General features: G+C 67.4%; 15 protein-coding genes. 9 read left to right on the top strand and 6 right to left on the bottom strand.

Features of this window, described 5'->3' with window-relative positions; genetic code table 11:
- Window positions 1-42: 42 nt before the first annotated feature.
- Window positions 43-912, bottom strand: a complete 870-nt coding sequence (locus tag PKB_RS15425; RefSeq protein ID WP_043253069.1) for a LysR substrate-binding domain-containing protein — start codon at window positions 910-912, stop codon at window positions 43-45.
- Between the two features lie 144 nt (window positions 913-1056).
- Here PKB_RS15425 and PKB_RS15420 point away from each other — a divergent pair, with 144 nt between their 5' ends.
- The 6 genes from PKB_RS15420 to PKB_RS15395 all read left to right on the top strand — a co-directional run bounded on the left by PKB_RS15420 (window position 1057) and on the right by PKB_RS15395 (window position 7998).
- Window positions 1057-2172: a 2-aminoethylphosphonate--pyruvate transaminase gene (locus tag PKB_RS15420; RefSeq protein WP_043253068.1), complete on the top strand. Its 1116-nt coding sequence runs from the start codon at window positions 1057-1059 to the stop codon at window positions 2170-2172.
- Between the two features lie 52 nt (window positions 2173-2224).
- Window positions 2225-3052, top strand: coding sequence for a phosphonoacetaldehyde hydrolase (gene phnX, locus PKB_RS15415; protein ID WP_043253066.1), 828 nt, complete (start codon window positions 2225-2227; stop codon window positions 3050-3052).
- A 162-nt stretch (window positions 3053-3214) separates the two neighbouring features.
- Complete coding sequence (locus PKB_RS15410; RefSeq protein WP_043253065.1) at window positions 3215-4873, top strand: acyl-CoA synthetase; 1659 nt, start codon at window positions 3215-3217, stop codon at window positions 4871-4873.
- A gap of 18 nt (window positions 4874-4891) precedes the next feature.
- Window positions 4892-5662, top strand: a complete 771-nt coding sequence (locus tag PKB_RS15405; RefSeq protein WP_043253063.1) for a 3-hydroxyacyl-CoA dehydrogenase — start codon at window positions 4892-4894, stop codon at window positions 5660-5662.
- Window positions 5663-5675: 13 nt separating this feature from the next.
- Entirely contained in the window at window positions 5676-6860 is a 1185-nt protein-coding gene (locus tag PKB_RS15400; RefSeq protein ID WP_043253062.1) for an acetyl-CoA C-acyltransferase, read from the top strand.
- Window positions 6861-6870: 10 nt separating this feature from the next.
- On the top strand, window positions 6871-7998 hold the full coding sequence (locus PKB_RS15395) for an acyl-CoA dehydrogenase family protein (protein ID WP_043253061.1): 1128 nt from the start codon (window positions 6871-6873) through the stop codon (window positions 7996-7998).
- A 292-nt stretch (window positions 7999-8290) separates the two neighbouring features.
- On the opposite strand, the gene PKB_RS15390 is transcribed toward PKB_RS15395, so the two are convergent.
- A complete protein-coding gene (locus PKB_RS15390; RefSeq protein ID WP_043253060.1) occupies window positions 8291-9229 on the bottom strand; it encodes a LysR family transcriptional regulator in 939 nt (312 codons plus the stop codon).
- Between the two features lie 168 nt (window positions 9230-9397).
- On the opposite strand from PKB_RS15390, the gene PKB_RS15385 reads away from it, so the two are divergent.
- On the top strand, window positions 9398-10627 hold the full coding sequence (locus PKB_RS15385; protein ID WP_043253059.1) for an acyl-CoA dehydrogenase: 1230 nt from the start codon (window positions 9398-9400) through the stop codon (window positions 10625-10627).
- A gap of 61 nt (window positions 10628-10688) precedes the next feature.
- On the opposite strand, the gene PKB_RS15380 is transcribed toward PKB_RS15385, so the two are convergent.
- The 3 genes from PKB_RS15380 to PKB_RS15370 form a co-directional block, all read right to left on the bottom strand.
- Window positions 10689-10871 carry a hypothetical protein gene (locus tag PKB_RS15380; protein WP_043253057.1) on the bottom strand — a complete coding sequence of 61 codons (183 nt, stop codon included), beginning with the start codon at window positions 10869-10871 and terminating at the stop codon, window positions 10689-10691.
- Complete coding sequence (locus tag PKB_RS15375) at window positions 10840-11880, bottom strand: TerC family protein (RefSeq protein ID WP_043253055.1); 1041 nt, start codon at window positions 11878-11880, stop codon at window positions 10840-10842. The genes PKB_RS15380 and PKB_RS15375 overlap by 32 nt, the downstream gene beginning before the upstream one ends.
- Before the next feature lie 214 nt (window positions 11881-12094).
- A complete protein-coding gene (locus PKB_RS15370) occupies window positions 12095-13477 on the bottom strand; it encodes a phosphate ABC transporter substrate-binding/OmpA family protein (protein WP_043253054.1) in 1383 nt (460 codons plus the stop codon).
- 219 nt (window positions 13478-13696) lie between these two features.
- Between PKB_RS15370 and PKB_RS15365 the strand changes: the two genes are divergently transcribed.
- A complete protein-coding gene (locus PKB_RS15365) occupies window positions 13697-17293 on the top strand; it encodes an ATP-binding protein (RefSeq protein ID WP_043253053.1) in 3597 nt (1198 codons plus the stop codon).
- Here the strand turns inward: PKB_RS15365 and xthA are convergent, their stop codons facing one another.
- Entirely contained in the window at window positions 17294-18106 is an 813-nt protein-coding gene (gene xthA, locus PKB_RS15360; RefSeq protein WP_043253052.1) for an exodeoxyribonuclease III, read from the bottom strand.
- A 144-nt stretch (window positions 18107-18250) separates the two neighbouring features.
- Here xthA and PKB_RS15355 point away from each other — a divergent pair, with 144 nt between their 5' ends.
- Window positions 18251-18907, top strand: coding sequence for a GNAT family N-acetyltransferase (locus tag PKB_RS15355; protein ID WP_043253051.1), 657 nt, complete (start codon window positions 18251-18253; stop codon window positions 18905-18907).
- Window positions 18908-18959: the final 52 nt, after the last annotated feature.

The following is an 18959-nucleotide window of genomic DNA, read 5'->3' as shown; positions in this document are numbered from 1 at the left end:
GAGTTGGCATTCGTGCCGTGTAGTTCGCGAGCATACGCGCGCCTACGAAGCACCTTCTTCCGCCAGCTCCATGAACGCGCTCACCACCCGCAACCCGCGGCGCCGTTCCAGGCAGCCGATGGAGTGGCGGGGTGCCAGCCCCTCGCCGAGCAGCGGCACCGCGCGTACCCGCGGATCGCGGCTGACTTCCAGCGACGACACGATGCCTATGCCTAGTTCTGCCGCCACCGCCTCGGTCACCGCTTCGCGGCTGTCCAGTTCCAGCTGCACCAGGGGCTGCACCTGCCGGGCCTGACAGGCGCGGTCGAAGGTGCGGCGGGTGATGGAGTCGGGTTCGCGCAGCACCATGATCTGCTGGTCGAGTTCTTCCAGCGGGATGCCGTCGCTGCGCTCGCACCAGGCGTGGCCTTGCGGCAGCAGGGCGCACAGGTGCGACTCCACCAGCTCGCGCAGGTGCAGGCCGGGGCGCTCGTCCACTTCGGTGACCACGGCTATGTCCACGTGCTCGCTGAGCAGGGCGTTCAGGGTTTCCTGGGCGTTGCCCAGGCGCAGGTTGACGGTGATGCCGGGGTAGCGCGCGCGCAGGCGGGCGAGCATCGGCATCACCAGGTGCGGGCCGTCGGCGGCTACCTCGATACGCCCGCTGAGCAGCTTGCGGTTGGCGTCGAGCAGCGTCTCGGCTTCTTCCTCCAGGGCGAACAGGGTGCGGCTGATGGCGGCGAGGCGGCGGCCTTCTTCGGTCAGTTCCACGCTGCGGGCGGTGCGGCGGAACAGGTTGACCTGGTAGTGCTCCTCGAGCTGCTTGACGTGCCCGGTCACCGCCGGCTGGCTGATGAACAGGCGCTCGGCGGCGCGGGTGAAGCTGCCTTCGCGGGCGACGGCGTCGAAGGCGCGGAGCTGGAAGAGGTTCATGGATGTATATGTCCGACTTATGCCTGGGATCGTGATAAACAATTTGAGCGATAACAGGGCGCTTGGCAACGTATGCCCAGGCCCGGCGACGGGCTCAAACAAGAATCTCTCCCGCACAGGTCTTCCCCAGAAGAGGAACCGAGCATGAGCACTGCCGAGCGCGCGCCCATCCTGCTGACCCCCGGCCCCCTGACCACCTCCCCGCGGACCCGCCGCGCGATGATGGTCGACTGGGGTTCCTGGGATAGCGATTTCAACGCCCTGACCGCCGACGTCTGTTCCCGCCTGCTGGCCATCATCCATGGCGAAGGCACCCACACCTGCGTACCGCTGCAGGGCAGCGGCACCTTCTCGGTGGAAGCCGCGGTGGGCACCCTGGTGCCGCGCGACGGCAAGGTTCTGGTGCTGATCAACGGCGCCTACGGCAAGCGCCTGGCGAAGATCTGCCAGGTGATCGGCCGCGAATTCAGCACCTTCGAGACCGAAGAGGACGTGCCGACCACCGCCGCCGACGTCGACCGCCTGCTGAACGCGGACCCGAGCGTGACCCACGTGGCGCTGATCCACTGCGAGACCAGCACCGGCATCCTCAACCCGCTGGAGGAGATCGCCAAGGTCATCGAGGCCCACGGCAAGCGCCTGATCATCGACGCCATGAGCTCCTTCGGCGCGCTCGACATCGACGCCCGCCAGGTGCCCTTCGACGCGCTGATCGCCGCTTCCGGCAAGTGCCTGGAAGGCGTGCCCGGCATGGGCTTCGTCTTCGCCCGCAGCAGCGCGCTGGCGGCCAGTGCCGGCAACTGCCATTCGCTGTCGATGGACCTGCAGGACCAGCACGCCTACATGGCCAAGACCGGCCAGTGGCGCTTCACCCCGCCCACCCATGTGGTCGCCGCGCTGCACGAGGCGCTGACCCAGTACGAGGAGGAGGGCGGCCTCGCGGCCCGTCACGAGCGTTACGCAAACAATTGCCAGACTCTGCTCGACGAGATGGCCAAGCTCGGATTCCGCAGCTTCCTGCCGGCGGCCATCCAGGCGCCGATCATCGTCACCTTCCACGCGCCGAAGGATGCTCGCTACACCTTCACCGAGTTCTACGGCCGGGTGCGCGAGAAGGGCTACATCCTCTACCCGGGCAAGCTGACCCAGGTGGAAACCTTCCGCGTCGGCTGCATCGGCCAGGTCGATGCCCAGGGCATGCGCGAGGCAGTGGCGGCGATCGCCGAGAGCCTGCGCGAAGTGGAAGTCTTCGAGATCTGAACCCCATTCCCGGCGTCGCCCGCGGCGGCGCCCGACTACAGGATTTGACGCGATGAACTACGAACAACCCAAGCAACTGCAAGCCGCCATCCTCGACTGGGCCGGCACCGTGGTCGATTTCGGCTCCTTCGCGCCGACGCAGATATTCGTCGAGGCCTTCGCCGAATTCGGCGTGCAGGTTTCCCTGGAAGAAGCGCGCGGCCCGATGGGCATGGGCAAGTGGGACCACATCCGCACGCTCTGCGACATCCCGGCCATCGCGGAGCGCTACAAGGCCAAGTTCGGCCGCGTGCCGAGCGACGACGACGTCACCGCCATCTACGAACGCTTCATGCCGCTGCAGATCGAGAAGATCGCCGAGCACTCGGCGCTGATCCCCGGCGCCCTGGAAGCCATCGCTGTACTGCGCGCCCAGGGCCTGAAGATCGGCTCCTGCTCGGGCTACCCAGCGGTGGTGATGGAGAAGGTCGTGGCCCTGGCGAAGACCAACGGCTACGTCGCCGACCACGTTGTCGCCACCGACGAAGTGCCCAATGGCCGTCCGCACCCGGCCCAGGCGCTGGCCAATGTGATCGCACTGGGCATCGACGATGTGGCCGCCTGCGTGAAGGTCGACGACACCTGGCCGGGCATCCTCGAAGGCCGTCGCGCCGGCATGTGGACCGTGGCGCTGACCTGCTCGGGCAACGCCCTGGGCCTGACCTACGAGCAGTACAAGGCGCTGCCGCAGGAAAAGCTTGCGCAGGAGCGTCAACGCATCGGCCAGATGTTCGAGGGCTCGCGCCCGCACTACCTGATCGACACCATTGCCGAACTGCCGGCCGTGGTCCGCGACATCAACGCCCGCCTGGCGCGGGGCGAGATGCCGCAGAGCTGCTGAGTCTCGCGTTACACGATGGAGGCCCGCTTCGGCGGGCCTTTGTCATTTGCGCCCGCGGCTGTCCAATCCGCTCAGCCAATTTGGAGCCTTTCGACATTGCCGGTTCAGGGCAGTGGCGCGAACATCCTGGAACTCCCGACAAGAACAAACAGGAGTTCTGCGATGCGCGATTACGCTGCCGCCGTAGCCGAGTTCGACTACGCCGCCACTGCCAGGGAACAGCTCTCGGGGAGCCTCGATGCTCTCAACGCCTGCGTCGAATGCTGCGACCGCCATGCCGCCAGCGGGCGCACGGCGCTTTATTGGGAAGGCCGCAACGGCGAACGCGCCGAGTACAGCTTCGCCCAGCTGCAGGCACTGTCGGCGCGCTTCGCCAACCTGCTGCACAGCCTCGGCGTACGCCCCGGCGACCGCGTCTCCGGCATGCTGCCGCGCACCCCCGAACTGCTCGTCACCATCCTCGGCACCTGGCGCCTGGGCGCGGTCTACCAGCCGCTGTTCACCGCCTTCGGGCCCAAGGCCATCGAGCACCGCCTGGGCATCGCCGGCAGTCGCGTGCTGGTCACCGACGCCGGCAACCGCGCAAAGCTCGACGAGGTGCCGAACGCGCCGCAGATCATCACCGTCAGCGGCGGCCAGCCGATCCAGGCGGGCGACCTCGATTTCCACGTCGCCCTGGACGCGCAATCCGAGCAGTTCGAGCCGGTGCTGCGCAGTGGCGAAGACCCCTTCCTGCTGATGTTCACCTCCGGCACCACGGGCCTGGCCAAGCCGCTGGCCGTGCCGTTGAAGGCGATCCTGGCGTTCACCGGCTACATCCGCGATGCCGTGGACCTGCGTGCCGACGACCGTTTCTGGAACCTCGCCGATCCGGGCTGGGCCTACGGGCTCTACTACGCGGTCACCGGGCCGCTGGCGCTGGGCCACGCCACGACTTTCTACGAAGGCGCATTCACCGTGGAGAGCACCTGCCGGATCATCCGCGAGCAGGGCATCACCAACCTGGCCGGCTCGCCCACCGCGTACCGCCTGCTGATGGCCTCCAGCGAAGAAGTGGAGCGCGAGCTCAAGGGCCGCCTGCGCGCCGTGAGCAGCGCCGGCGAGGCGCTGACCCCGGAGGTGATCCGCTGGTTCGCCGAGGGCCTGGGCGTGACCATCCACGACCACTACGGGCAGACCGAACTCGGCATGGTCCTGGCCAACCACCATGCCTTGAAACATCCGGTGCACATGGGCTCCGCCGGCTACTCCATCCCTGGTCACCGCGTGGTGGTACTGGGCGAAAACGGCGAAGAGCTGCCGGCCGGCCAGCCGGGCATCCTCGCCATGGACCGCAAGCGCTCGCCGCTGATGTGGTTCGCCGGCTACGACGGCATGGAAACCAAGGCGTTCGTCGGTGACTACTATCTCAGTGGCGATACGGTCGAGCTGAACGCGGACGGCAGCATCAGCTTCGTCGGCCGCTCCGACGACCTGATCACCACTTCCGGCTACCGCGTCGGCCCCTTCGACGTGGAGAGCGCGCTGATCGAGCACCCGGCGGTGATGGAAGCGGCAGTGATCGGCAAGCCCGACCCGGAGCGCACCGAAATCGTGAAGGCCTACGTGGTGCTCTGCCCGCGCCACCAGGCCAGTGCCGAGCTGGCCGAGGAGCTGCAGCAGTACGTGCGCAAGCGCCTGTCGGCGCACAGCTACCCGCGCGAGGTGGAGTTCATCGCCGAACTGCCCAAGACCCCCAGCGGCAAGATCCAGCGCTTTCTCCTGCGCAACCAGGAGATCGCCCGGCAACGCGAGGCGGCCGAACGCGCGGCCGCCCAGTAATTCGACGGAGACAAGACGATGCACATCCAGGACAAGGTTTTCCTCATCACCGGCGGCGGTTCCGGGCTCGGCGCGGCCACCGCGAAGACCCTGGTGGAGGCGGGCGCCCGTGTGCTGCTGGCTGACGTGAACGTCGAAGCCGGTGCCGCCCGCGTTGCCGAACTGGGTGAGGCCAACGCGCGCTTCGTGCGTACCGACGTGACCAGCGAAGCCGACGGCCGCGCCGCCGTCGAAGCCGCGCTGGAGCGCTTCGGCGCGCTGCACGGGCTGGCCAACTGCGCCGGCATCGCGCCGGCCGAGAAGGTCCTCGGGCGCAATGGTCCGCACGCTCTGGAGAGCTTCTCCCGGGCCATCAACATCAACCTGATCGGCAGCTTCAACATGCTGCGCCTGGCCTCCGAGGCCATGGCGCGCAACGAGCCCGACGCCGGCGGCGAACGCGGCGTCATCGTCAACACCGCTTCGGTGGCGGCTTTCGACGGGCAGATCGGCCAGGCCGCCTATGCCGCCTCCAAGGCCGGTGTGGTCGGCATGACCCTGCCCATCGCCCGCGAGCTGGCGCGCCACGGCATCCGCGTGATGACCATCGCCCCCGGCATCTTCGAGACGCCGATGATGGCCGGCATGCCGCAGGAAGTCCGCGACTCCCTCGGCGCTGCCGTGCCGTTCCCGCCGCGCCTGGGCCGCCCGGACGAATTCGCCGCGCTGGTGCGGCACATCATCGAGAACAGCATGCTCAACGGCGAGGTGATCCGCCTCGACGGCGCCATTCGCATGGCCGCGAAGTAACAGGAGTACCGACATGAACGATCCCGTAGTCATAGTCAGCATCGCCCGCACCCCCATGGGCGGCTTCCTCGGCGACTTCAAGGACGCCAGCGCCGCCACCCTCGGCGCCGCCGCCGTGCGCGCCGCCATCGAACGCGCACAGCTAGGCGCCGACCAGATCGACGACGCCATCCTCGGCTGCGTGCTTTCCGCCGGCCAGGGCCAGGCCCCGGCGCGCCAGGCGGTGCTCGGCGCCGGCCTGGACCGCGGCACGCCCTGCACGACGATCAACAAGATGTGCGGCTCGGGCATGAAGGCCGTGATGCAGGGCCATGACGCACTGCTCGCCGGCAGTGCCAGCGTGGTGCTGGCGGGCGGCATGGAGAGCATGTCCAACGCCCCGTACTTGCTGGAGCGCGCACGCATCGGCTACCGCATGGGCCACGGCAAGGTGCTCGACCACATGTTCCTCGACGGCCTCGAAGACGCCTACGACCGGGGTCGCCTGATGGGCACCTTCGCCGAGGATTGCGCCGAGGCTTACGGCTTTACCCGCCAGCAGCAGGATGACTACGCCATCGCCTCGCTGACCCGCGCGCAGCAGGCCATGAGCGCAGGGCGCTTCGCCGCCGAGATCACCCCGGTGACGGTCAAGGCCGGCAAGGAAACCCGTGAGGTGAGCCAGGACGAGCAGCCGCCGAAGGCGAAGCTGGACAAGATTCCGACCCTGAAACCGGCCTTCCGCGAGGGCGGCACCGTGACCGCCGCCAACTCCAGCTCCATCTCCGACGGCGCCGCCGCGCTGGTGCTGATGCGCCTGTCCAAAGCCGAGAAGCATGGCCTGAAGCCGCTGGCGGCAATTCGTGGACATTCGTCCTACGCCGCAGCGCCGAACCTGTTCCCGACCGCACCGGTCGGCGCCATGCGCCGCCTGCTGCAACGTACGGGCTGGGCCTTGGGCGACGTGGACCTGTTCGAGATCAACGAGGCCTTCGCCGTGGTCGCCATGGCGGCGATGCGCGAGCTGGACATTCCCCACGCAAAGCTCAACGTCCACGGCGGCGCCTGCGCCCTGGGCCACCCGATCGGCGCTTCCGGCGCGCGCATCCTGGTGACCCTGCTGTCGGCGCTGCAGCAGTACGACCTCGATCGCGGCATCGCCTCGGTGTGCATCGGCGGCGGCGAAGCCACCGCCATCGCCGTCCAGCGCCTGAGCTAAGGAGCGCAGCATGATTCCCAGCGAAGAAGAACTGCAGATCCGCGACGTTGCTCGCCAATTCGCCCAGGAACGCCTGAAACCCTTCGCCGCCGACTGGGACCGCGAGCACCGCTTCCCGGCCGAGGCGCTGAAGGAAATGGCCGACCTCGGCTTCCTCGGCATGCTGGTGGCGGAGGAGTGGGGCGGCGCGCAGACCGGCCACCTGGCCTACGCCATGGCCCTGGAAGAGATCGCCGCCGGCGACGGCGCCTGCTCGACCATCATGAGCGTGCACAACTCAGTGGGCTGCATGCCCATCGCCAAGTTCGGCAGCGACGAGCAGAAGCGCCAGTTCCTGGTGCCCCTGGCGCGCGGCGAGATGATCGGCGCCTTCGCCCTCACCGAACCGCAGGCCGGCTCCGATGCCAGCTTCCTGAAGACCCGCGCACGCCGCGACGGTGATCACTACGTGCTGAACGGCAGCAAGCAGTTCATCACCTCCGGCAAGCACGCGGGGTTGGTGATCGTCTTTGCGGTGACCGATCCGGCGGCCGGCAAGAAGGGCATCAGCGCCTTCATCGTGCCGACCGACACGCCCGGTTACCGCGTGGTCCGCGTCGAGGACAAGCTCGGCCAGCACGCCTCGGACACCTGCCAGATCGCCTTCGACGATGTACGCATTCCCGCCAGCTACCGCCTGGGCGAGGAGGGGCAGGGCTACAGCATCGCCCTGGCCAACCTGGAAGGCGGCCGCATCGGCATCGCCTCGCAGGCAGTGGGCATGGCCCGCGCCGCTTTCGAGTACGCCCGCGACTACGCCCATGAGCGCGAGACCTTCGGCAAGCCGATCATCGAGCACCAGGCCGTGGCCTTCCGTCTGAGCGACATGGCCACCGAGATCGCCGTGGCGCGGCAGATGGTCCACCACGCGGCGAGCCTGCGCGAAGCCGGCCTGCCGTGCCTGACCGAAGCCTCGATGGCCAAGCTGTTCGCCTCGGAAATGGCGGAAAGGGTGTGCTCGGCGGCGATCCAGACCCTGGGCGGCTACGGCTACCTGCAGGACTACCCGGTGGAGCGCATCTACCGCGACGTGCGCGTGTGCCAGATCTACGAAGGCACCAGCGACGTCCAGCGCCTGGTCATCGCCCGCAGCCTCTGAGCGGGCCAAGCGTTCGCGGGCAAGGCCCGTTCCCCGTGTTGGACAGGCACTTCGCGGGGCGGGCCATGCCGGCGGCATGCGCGGAGATGAGGCCGCTTGTAGGAGCGGATTCATCCGCGAAGCCCCCCTCGTAGGGCGCATAACCGCGTTCGCGGTTATGCGCCGCCGCCCGGCACGAAAACGGCGGATAACCCCTCCGGGGTTATTCGCCCTACATGGATCCGGGCTTCACAGTGACCATAAAGAACAAGGCCCGCATCTGCGGGCCTTGAGTCATCTGCGAGCCTGAATCTCAGGCCTGCTGTTGCTGCTGCGCCTCTCGCGCCTCGCGCGCGGCGACCTGCTGGCACAGCTCGATCAGTTGCTCGCGCATCCAGCGGTTGGCCGGGTCCTGGTCGGTGCTTTCATGCCAGTAGAGGTGGGTTTCCAGCTTGGGCACGTCGCTGACCGGCAGTTCCACGAAATGCAGGTTGTGGTGGCGGGCGAAGCGCTCCGGCACGGTCACCACCATGTCGGTCTGCTGCACCACGTTGGAGGCCATCAGATAGTGCTGCGAGCGCAGGGCGATCTTGCGCTGCAGGCCCATCTTGCCCAGCGACAGGTCGATGTAGCCGAGGCCGCTGCGACGGCTGGAGATCTGGATGTGGGTCAGCGACAGGTATTCGTCGAGGTTCAGCTTCGCCTTGGCCAGCGGATGGCCCTGGCGCATGGCGCAGACGTAGCGGTCTTCCATCAGCTTGACGTGGCGCACCTGGGTGTCGGTGTTCAGCGGCGCGTCGACGGCGAAGTCCAGGCGGCCGGCGGCCAGCTCCTTGGTGGTTTCGCGGCGCTTGGCGAGGAAGCTCTCGATCAGCACGTTCGGCGCCTGGCGGCGCAGGCGCTGGAACAGCGGCGGCAGGATCACCGACTCGATGAGGTCGGTCATGCTGATGCGATAGGTCTTGCTCGCCTGGTTCGGGGTGAAGGTGCGGCTCTCCTGCACTGACACGCGCAGCAGCTGCAGGGCGTTGCGCACCGGGCCGATGATGTTCTGCGCCATGGGCGTGGGCACCATGCCCTGGGCGGTGCGCACGAACAGCGGATCGTTGAAGGTTTCGCGCAGGCGGGCGAGGGCGTTGGACACCGCCGGCTGGGTGATGCCGACGATCTGTCCGGCTCGGGTGAGGTTGGCTTCGGTGTAGATGGCATCGAAGACGATGAACAGGTTCAGGTCGACCTTGCTGAGGTTCATCCCGGGGCTCCGCTTGTCATTGTTGTGGCCGCTCATAGCGCCGGAGATGGCGGACCATCATGCGGGTTATGAATGTTCATTGATTCGGATAATAGGCTAGGTAAATCGTGTTGCCTGTTCTAGCATCTTCCTACACACAAGACAAACCCCTGCCAGAAGGTAGCCCCCATGGATTTCGCCTATTCCGCCAAGGTCCAGGACCTGCGTGAACGCGTCACCGCGTTCATGGAAGCCTACGTGTATCCCGCCGAGAGCGTCTTCGAGCAGCAGGTGGCCGAAGGCGATCGCTGGCAGCCGACCCAGGTGATGGAAGACCTCAAGGTCCGCGCCAAGGCCGAGGGCCTGTGGAACCTGTTCCTGCCCGAATCCGAGTACGGCGCCGGCCTGACCAACATGGAATACGCCCCGCTGGCGGAGATCATGGGCCGCTCGCTGATCGGCGCGGAGCCGTTCAACTGCTCGGCGCCGGACACCGGCAACATGGAAACCATCGTCCGCTACGGCAGCGAAGAGCAGAAGCGCACCTGGCTGGAGCCGCTGCTTTCCGGCGAGATCCGCTCGGCCTTCGCCATGACCGAGCCGGGCGTGGCTTCGTCCGACGCCACCAACATGCAGGCCAACGCCGTGCGCGACGGTGACGAGTGGGTCATCAACGGTCGCAAGTGGTGGACCTCCGGTGCTTGCGATCCGCGCTGCAAGATCATGATCTTCATGGGCCTGACCAACCCGGACGCGCCGCGCCACCAGCAGCACTCGATGATCCTGGTGCCCACCGACACCCCCGGCGTGAAGATCCTTCGCCCGCTGCCGGTGTTCGGCTACGACGACGCCCCGCACGGCCACGCCGAAGTGCTCTTCGAGAACGTGCGCGTACCCTATGAGAACGTTCTGCTCGGCGAAGGCCGCGGCTTCGAGATCGCACAGGGCCGCCTCGGCCCAGGCCGTATCCACCACTGCATGCGTTCCATCGGCATGGCCGAGCGCGCGCTGGAACTGATGTGCAAGCGCGCCGTCAGCCGCACCGCCTTCGGCAAGCCGCTGGCGCGCCTGGGCGGCAACATCGACCACATCGCCAACTCGCGCATCGAGATCAACCAGGCCCGCCTGCTGACCCTCAATGCCGCGTACATGATGGACACCGTGGGCAACAAGATCGCCCAGAGCGAAATCGCGCAGATCAAGGTGGTGGCGCCCAACGTCGCCCTGCAGGTGATCGACCGCGCCATCCAGATGCACGGCGGCGCCGGGGTCTCCAACGATTTCCCGCTGGCCTACTGGTACGCCATGCAGCGCACCCTGCGCCTGGCCGACGGCCCGGACGAAGTGCACCGCGCGGCCATCGGCAAGTTCGAGATCGGCAAGTACGTGCCCAAGGAAATGCTGCGCAGCGGTCGCTGATCCCTGGCAGAAATGAAGAAGGCCCGCATCACAGCGGGCCTTCTTCATTCAAGGGGGACGTTCAGGGACACTCGGCGGACGGACCGCTCTGCTCCTTCAGCCACTGGCGGCGAGCGAAGAGCTGCGCGGCAAAGGCGCGGGCCAGGTCCTCCTGGGCGAAGCGCAGGCCACGATGCCCCAGGCGCACCTGCCAGCAGGCGCGGCCCTTGTGCTCAATGGCTTCGATCCTCACTTCGTTGGGCATGCAGCGTCTCCTGGCTGACGATTTCCAGCGGCTCCTCGCCTTCCTTGCGGGTCTTCAGCAGTGAAAGCAGTATGCCACCAGCGAGGAGGCCGAAGGTTACCCCAAGCGATAGCGCGGCGGGAACCTTGCCGATGAGACCGTGCGCAAAAATCTTCATGCCGATGAACACCAGCACCAGGGCCAGGGCGTACTTCAGGTAGACGAAGCGGTGGATCATCGCCGCCAGCGAGAAGTACAGGGCGCGCAGGCCGAGGATGGCGAAGATGTTCGAGGTGTAGACGATGAACGGGTCCTGGGTGATGGCGAAGATCGCCGGCACGCTGTCCACGGCAAACACCACGTCGGCCAGCTCGATCAGGATCAGCGCCAGGAACAGCGGGGTGGCGAAGCGAACCACCTTGCCGTTGGCATCGGGCAGGTGAACGAAGAAGTGGTGTTCATGCAGATGCGGCGTGACCCGGATGTGCTTGCGCAGGAAGCGCAGCACCGGGTTGTTGGCCAGGTCCGGCTCGTCCTCGTGCTTGGCGAAGAGCATCTTCACGCCGCTGAACAGCAGGAAGGCGCCGAAGATGTACATCACCCACTCGAACTCGCGCACCAGCGCGGCGCCCAGGCCGATCATCACCGCGCGCATGACGATGGCGCCGAGGATGCCCCAGAACAGCACCTGGTGCTGGTAGCGGCGGGGGATGCCGAAGAAGCCGAAGATCATCGCCATGACGAACACGTTGTCCATCGACAGCGATTGCTCGACCAGGAAGCCGGTGTAGTACTCCATGGCATGGGTGGCGCCGAACGCGTACCAGACCCAGCCGCCGAAGGCCAGGCCGCAGGCGAAGTAGCCGGCGGAGAGCAGCAGGCTCTCGCGCACGCCGATTTCATGGTGATCGCGTTGCAGCACGCCGAGGTCGAGGACCAGCAGGACGAGGACGATGGCCAGGAAGACCAGCCAGAACCAGGTGGCGGTGCCGAGGAAGGGAGCGTTGAGGAAATCCAATAGGGGTGCCATGTGGGGGCCCTCTCTGATGTCGTTGTCGAAAGTGACTCCGACATGGCGGTCTAGCTGACCGTCAGAGGGGCCCGGCGTCACGGCGGGAAAAATACCAGAGCGCGGTCGCGCGGCAAGCGGCAGAAGGTAACAAGTTCCTACCGCTTAGGTGGTGCTCCAGCCTTGAGTCTAGGCAAGCTGCGCCGCGCCGGGATTGTTGCGGGTCAAGCGCGGCTCAATACACCCAGACTTCGACGCGGCGGTTCTTGGTCCGCCCGTCGTCATCGTCGTTGGCCGCCACCGGCAGCGCCGCGCCCATGCCTTCGATGGAGCGGAACATCACGCCTTCTTTGGCCAGCTCGCGGCGCACCGCCATGGCGCGCAGCTTGGAGAGCAGCACCGCGCGCTGCGGGTCCTGCTTGGCGTCGCCGAAGCCGACCAGTACTGCCTGGCCGTTCATCTTGCCGTGCTGCTGGAGGTAGCCGACCAGGCGTTCGACGTCGCGTTGCGCCTTGTTGTCCAGGGTCGCGCTGCCTTCGTGGAAGCGGAAGTTCACCGACAGCCGCTGGGCGTCGCGTGCCAGCGCCTGATAGTCGGTGGGCATGCCGGCCTTGGGCTGCAGGCGCACAGCCTGCACGCGCTGGCCAACGAAACCGTTGGTGCTGACCAGCGCCTGGCCGCGATCGCTTTGCACGAACTGCACCAGGGCATCGACCCAGGCGTTGTGCTGGGTGGGTTTGACGTACAGGAACAGCCGGCGCGACAGCGGGTAGTCCTCGGTGGCAATGCTGGTGGTGGCGGGCAACATGGCAAGCGACTCGCCGTCGGCGATCGCCAGCGGCTTGGCCTTGAGCACCGAAGACAGGCCGACGAAGCCGATGGCCTGCGGGTCGGCGGTTACCTGGGCAGACAGCTTGTCGCTGGATTCGAAGCGCTGCGCGCTTGCCGCCAGGGGCTTGCCGTGGCTGGCCAGCACCAGCTCCTTGAAGGTGTCGAAGGTGCCGGAGTTGTCGTCGCGAGCGTACAGGTGGATGGCGCCGCCGCGGCCGCCCAGGGCTTCCCAGGTGGTCACTTCGCCGGCAAACACGCGGGCGAGCTGGTCGGTGGTCAACTCGCCCAGTGGGTTGTCGCGGTTGACGATGATCGCCAGGCCGTCGATGCCGATCACCTGCTCGGCCTTGGCGCTGCGCAGATTGCCGGAGGCGGAGAGGCCGGCGGCCTCGGCGTCCTTGATTGGCCGCGAGGCGGCAGCGATGTCGGCAGTGCCGTCCTTCAGCGCGGCGAAGCCGGTGCTGGAGCCGTGCGCGGCGATTGTCACGCTGACCTCGCGGCCCTGGGCATCGCGGCCATGTACACGCTGCTCGTTGTCGACCTTGCCCGCTTCGCTGCCGATGTCCTTGTAGCCCTGGTCCAGCAGCAGGCCCTTGACCAGCTCCGGCAGCAGGTGCGCGCCGATGGTGTTGGAGCCCTGGATGCGCAGCACCGGCTCGCCGTTGGCGGACGGTGGCAGCGCCGCCAGGACGTGCTGGGGCAGGGCATAGCAGACGAAGGCGATGATCAGCCAGGCGAGGGTAATCGGCCAGGCGTCGGCATCGCGGCGCGGCGAAGAGGGCGACATGGTGAGGGGCGTTCCGAAGGGCGAATGGCAGGCTCGCAGCCTAGGTGGAAAAGGTTTCAGAACGGTGACGGTTTGTCGCACGATGGCTCTGGAATGGGCCTTTTGCCGGTCAAAGAGAGGTTTTCCTATAGTGGTTTGCCGGCAACCCCGGTAGAGTCCTGCCCCCACCGCCAAGGCCGTCGTAGAGCGGTGCGGCGGCCGCCGACCCATCGAGGCGCCATGGACTTGATACGCAGACTCTGCCTTTTCTCCGCCGTGCTGCTCTGCTCGCTGCTGCAACCGAGCGCGGCCCAGGAACTGACCCTGAACGGGTACAGCCCGCCTCTCGCCGATGGCTGGATGACCACGTCGGAGCGTGACTGGCTGCAGCGCCGCGGCCCGTTGCACGTGGCGGTCGCGCCGGCCGAGCGGGCGCCGTTGCAGATGATCAATGGCGACCGCTTCGAGGGCGTCAGCGCCGACTACCTGGCGCTGCTGCTGGGCGAGCGCGTACACGTGCGGAGCTATCCGAACCGCCAGGCCGCGCTGGACGCCCTGCGCCGCGGCGAGGCAGACCTGGTCGCCGGCGGCAGCCAGGCCGAAGCGACGGCCAATGGCCTGCTGCGCAGCCGCAGCTATGTCACCGACCCGCCCGTGCTGGTGGGCGACGAGGCGCGCCCAGGGCTGGCCGCAAGACCAGGCGGCAGGCTGGCGGTGGTCGCCGGCTACCTCAGCGCGGCGCAGGTGCGCGCGGCCTATCCCGACAGCCAGGTGCAGGTTTTCGACAGCACCCTGGGTGCGCTCGATGCGCTCAGCCTGGGCAGCGTCGACGGTGTGCTCGACGACGCTCTGTCGGTGCATTACCTGATCAACATGAACTACCTGTTCGACCTGCGCATCGCCAACTTCGCTCCGGTCGAGAGCAGCGGCTTCGGCTTCCTGGTGCGCGAGGGCGACGAGCGCCTGCGCGACCTTCTCGATCACGGCCTGTCCCGTGTCGGCACCTTGCGCCGCGAGGAAATCCTGCGCCGCTGGAGCGCCGGCGAACGGCTGCGCCTGGAGGGCCTGCAGGTCGGCCTGACGCCACGCGAACGGCAGTGGCTGGACGCCCACCCGCGGGTGCCGGTGGTGGTCAACCGCTTCACCGGCGTGCTGGCCCAGGTCGATGCAGACGGGCATGTCGGTGGCATCCTGCGCGACTACCTGGACCTGCTGGGGCAGCGTTCCGGGCTGCATTTCGACTATGTCGCGGTCGACGACTACAACCAGATGGCGGAGACGTTCGCCACCGGCCAGGCGCTGCTGACCCCGGCGGTGACACCGGGCATCGACGGGGTAGACCTGCTGCCGCCCTACCTGCGCGCCAGCGTGGTGCTGGCCGTCGCCACTGGCGAGCAGGACATCCATTCCCTCGCCGACATGCCGGGTCGGCGCCTGTCCAGTGCCGCCGGCAGCGCGTTCAACCAGATGCTGCGTGAGCGTTATCCGCAGGTGCCGCTGGTGGAAGCGACGAACCAGCACGAGTCGCTGCGCAACGTCGCCGAGGGCCGCGCGGATGCCGCCATTGGCAGCCTTTTCAGCATTCGCCCGATGATCGCCGGCGAGTTCCACCGGCAGCTGCGCCTGGCGGGCATTCTCGAAGACCTGAGCACGCCGTTCAGCATCGGTGTGCTGAAGGGGCAGGCGGAGCTCCATTCGATTCTGGAAAAGGCCCAGCTGACCGTCGACCCGGAGGAGTTGTCCGCCATCGTCGAGCGCTGGGGCGCGCGCCAGAACACGCCGGTCAGCTTCTGGCAGATGCACCGTCAGCTGCTGCTGCGCATCGTCGCAGGCGCCGGCCTGCTGATCGTCCTGTCGCTGGTGTGGGGCTTCTACCTGCTGCGCCAGGTGCGCCGCCGGCGGCGCGCCGAGCGGCGCCTGAGCGGGCAACTGACGCTGCTCAGCGAACTGATCGAGGCCATTCCGAACCCGGTCTACCACCTTGACCACGAAGGCCGCCTGAGCCTGTGCAACCGCGCCATGCTGGAACTCTTCGATTGTCGGCTGGAGGACTGCCAGGGGCGCGCTATCGACGAACTCGGCTGGTTCGCCGAAGACGAGGCGGCGAACCTGATGCAGGAGTATCGACAGCTGGTCGCCAGTGGGCGTTTGCCGTTGGCGGGGGATAGGCCGCTGCGCCTGGTCGGGCGAGAACTCTTCGCCTATCGCTGGGCAGTGGCACAGCGCGATGCCGGGGGCCGCGTCCAGGGGGTGATCGGCGGTTGGGTGGACCTCACCGAGCGCCATCGGCTGATGCGTGAGCTGGAGTCCGAGCGCAAGCGCGCCGACGCCGCGAGCGCGGCCAAGAGCCAGTTCCTCTCGGCCATGAGCCACGAGATCCGCACGCCGATGAACGCCATCATCGGCCTGCAGGAGCTGGCCCTGGAGAAGGCCCGCGACGGGCAAATCGACCTCGGTTCGCTGGAGGTGGCCCAGGACGCCGCGCGCACGCTGCTGATGCTGATCGGCAACGTGCTGGACATGGCGCGGATCGAGTCCGGGCGCATCGACTCGACTCCGTCGCCGGTGCAACTGTTGCGGCAAATAGAAGGCAGCGTCTCGCTGTTCCTCGGCCTGGCGCAGCAGAAGGGGCTGCACCTGGAGCTGGTTGCCGGGGCGGGGCTGGAACATTGGGTGCTGCTGGATGCGCTGCGCTTCAAGCAGGTGCTGTTCAACCTGCTCAACAATGCGATCAAGTTCACCGAACTCGGCGGCGTGACCTTGCGTGCTTCGGCCCGCCAAGAGGGCGAGCGGCTCGATTTGCTGATCGAGGTCAGCGACACCGGCATTGGTATCAGCACAGCCGATCAGGCGCGCCTGTTCCGTCCCTTCGCCCAGGTCGAGAGGCCGGCGCAGCAGGAAGGCACCGGTCTGGGCCTGCACATTAGCCGGCGGCTGGTCGAGCTCATGGGCGGCCGCCTCGAACTGCACAGCGAACTCGGACAGGGTTCGCGCTTCAGCATCCGCCTGCCCTTGGCGCTGAGCGCTGCACCGGAAGAGCTACCCGAACAGGCCGGGCTGGCCCCCGCACGACGGTCGCTGCAGGTGCTCGCGGTGGACGACCATCCAGCCAATCGACTGGTCTTCCGCCAGCAGCTGGAGCACCTGGGCCATCGGGCGACGCTTGCCGCCGGCGGCCAGCAGGCCTGGGAACTCTGGTGTGCCGGCCATTTCGATGCAGTCCTGACCGACTGCCGCATGAGCGGGGGCGACGGTTACGAGCTGAGCCGACGCATCCGCGAACACGAGCAGCGCTCGGGCGGCCCGCGCTGCCTGATCGTCGGCGCCACGGCCAATGCCTGGGAGGAAGAGACCCAACGCTGCCTGGAGGCGGGCATGGATACCGTGCTGTTCAAGCCGCTGACCCTGGAGGCGCTGCGCCAGGCGTTGGTCGAGGCTGGTTGCGAAGAAGCCTCGGGTACCCACGGGAACGAGCCGCAAACGGCAGCAGCGATCTTCGAGCTCGAGGCGTTGTTCGGTGCGGATGCCCAGCACAGCGACGCGGCCTGCGAGTTCGTGCGTACGCTGCTGGAAGCCAACGAGCAGGACATCGCTCAGCTGCGCGAGCTGTGGTGGGGCGCTCGTTGGAGCGAACTGGGCGAGCTGGCCCATCGCCTGGCCGGCGTCGCGGCGGTCATCTGTGCACAGCGGGCGGAGGCGAGTTGCCGGGCGCTGCAGGGGCTTTGCGAAGAGCGGGAAGGGGATGCGTCGTTCGACGCGGCAGTGGAGGCGGTCGAGGTGGCCCTCGGCGAGCTGCAGGCCGGCCTGCGCCAGTGGCTGGCGCAGGCGCAAGGCTGATCAGCTCAGCTGCAGCCAGATGGGCGCGTGGTCGGAGGGTTTCTCCATGCCGCGAATGTCGTAGTCGATGCCGGCCGCGGCCAGGCGCGGGCGCAGCGCCTCGGAGGCGAGGATGACGTCGATGCGCAGGCCGCGCTTGGGCTCGTCCTCGAAACCGCGGCTGCGGTAGTCGAACCAGCTGAAGCGGTCGTTCACCTGCGGGTGCAGCTGGCGGAAGCTGTCCACCAGGCCCCAGGCCTTGAGCTTGTCCAGCCACTCGCGCTCTTCGGGGAGGAAGCTGCATTTGCCGGTGCGCAGCCAGCGCTTGCGGTTGTCCTCGCCGATGCCGATGTCGCAGTCCTCCGGCGAGATGTTGATGTCGCCCATCACCACCAGGCGCTGGTCGGGCTTGAACTGCGCTTCCAGCAGTTGCTGCAGGTCGGCGTAGAAGCGCTGCTTGGCCGGGAATTTCACCGGGTGGTCGCGGCTCTCGCCCTGCGGGAAGTAGCCGTTCATGACGGTGATGGGCTGGCCGTCGCTGTCCTTGAAGGTGCCCCAGATGAACCGGCGCTGGGCGTCCTCGCCGTCGCCGGGGAAGCCGTAGCGGATTTCCACGGGCTCCTCGCGCGACAGCAGGGCCACGCCGTAGTGGCCCTTCTGGCCGTGGTAGTGCACGTGGTAACCCAGCGCCTCGACCGCTTCGCGGGGGAACTGGTCGTCGGCGACCTTGGTTTCCTGAAGGCCGATGACGTCGGGCTGGTGGCTCGCGATGATCGCCTGGAGCTGCTCCGGACGGGCTCGCAAGCCATTGATATTGAATGAGACGATTTTCATCCTGGACGTCCTCGAAAAAGGACGATGCTAGCCGCTGCGCCAAAGGCGGGCAAATCCGCGCGGAGTCGCCGACGAGCTTCCTGGCGAGCCCCGGCGGGCCCTGCTAGGGTTCGCCAGGGGTGCAGAACAACAAGAGGTGAGCCGATGCCCGAGACCCGCGCCGAAGTCCGCATGCTGGGCGATTCCTATGCCCGCGAAATGCGCTCGCTGCTGTATCACGCCTACCGCCACGAACCGACCTTCGCCTACCTGCTGGAAAGCGACCGCCCCGGCTTCGACCAGCGCGTGCGCGCCACCATCCGCGAACTGACCCACCAGCACATGCTCGAACAGCTGCCGGTGCTTGGCCTGGTGATCGACGAACGCCTGGTGGCGGTGGCCCTGATCGCGCCGCCGCAGCGCCGCCTGGGCATCACGGAAAGCTGGGCCTGGCGCATGCGCATGCTGCTGACCACCGGCTTCCGCTGCACGAAGCGCTACCTGGAGTACCACGAGGCGGTGCTCGGCTGCTTGCCCCCGGGGCCGTATCACGTGTTGCCTCTGATCGGTGTGCATCCGGAGTTCCAGGGCAAGCACCTGGGCGAACAGCTGCTCGAAGCGCTGCACGCCTGGTGCGCCGAGGACGGTGGCTCGCAGGGCCTGGTGCTGGACACCGGGAACGCCCGCTACCTCGACTTCTACCGTCGCCACGGCTACGAGGAAGTAGGGGAGGTGGCGCTCGGGCCGATCCGCGAGCACGTGCTCTTCCACGCCAACCCGCAAACGGAGGCGCAGCTGTCCCGCCAGGGCATGGGGTTATAGGAATTTTCCCTAAAGCCCCTGAGTTGAGGGCTTGCGTCTGGCGTGAAATAAC

The sequence above is a fragment of the Pseudomonas knackmussii B13 genome, from assembly GCF_000689415.1.
Classification (GTDB): domain Bacteria; phylum Pseudomonadota; class Gammaproteobacteria; order Pseudomonadales; family Pseudomonadaceae; genus Pseudomonas; species Pseudomonas knackmussii.
This window is presented reverse-complemented; position numbering and strand designations above follow the sequence as displayed.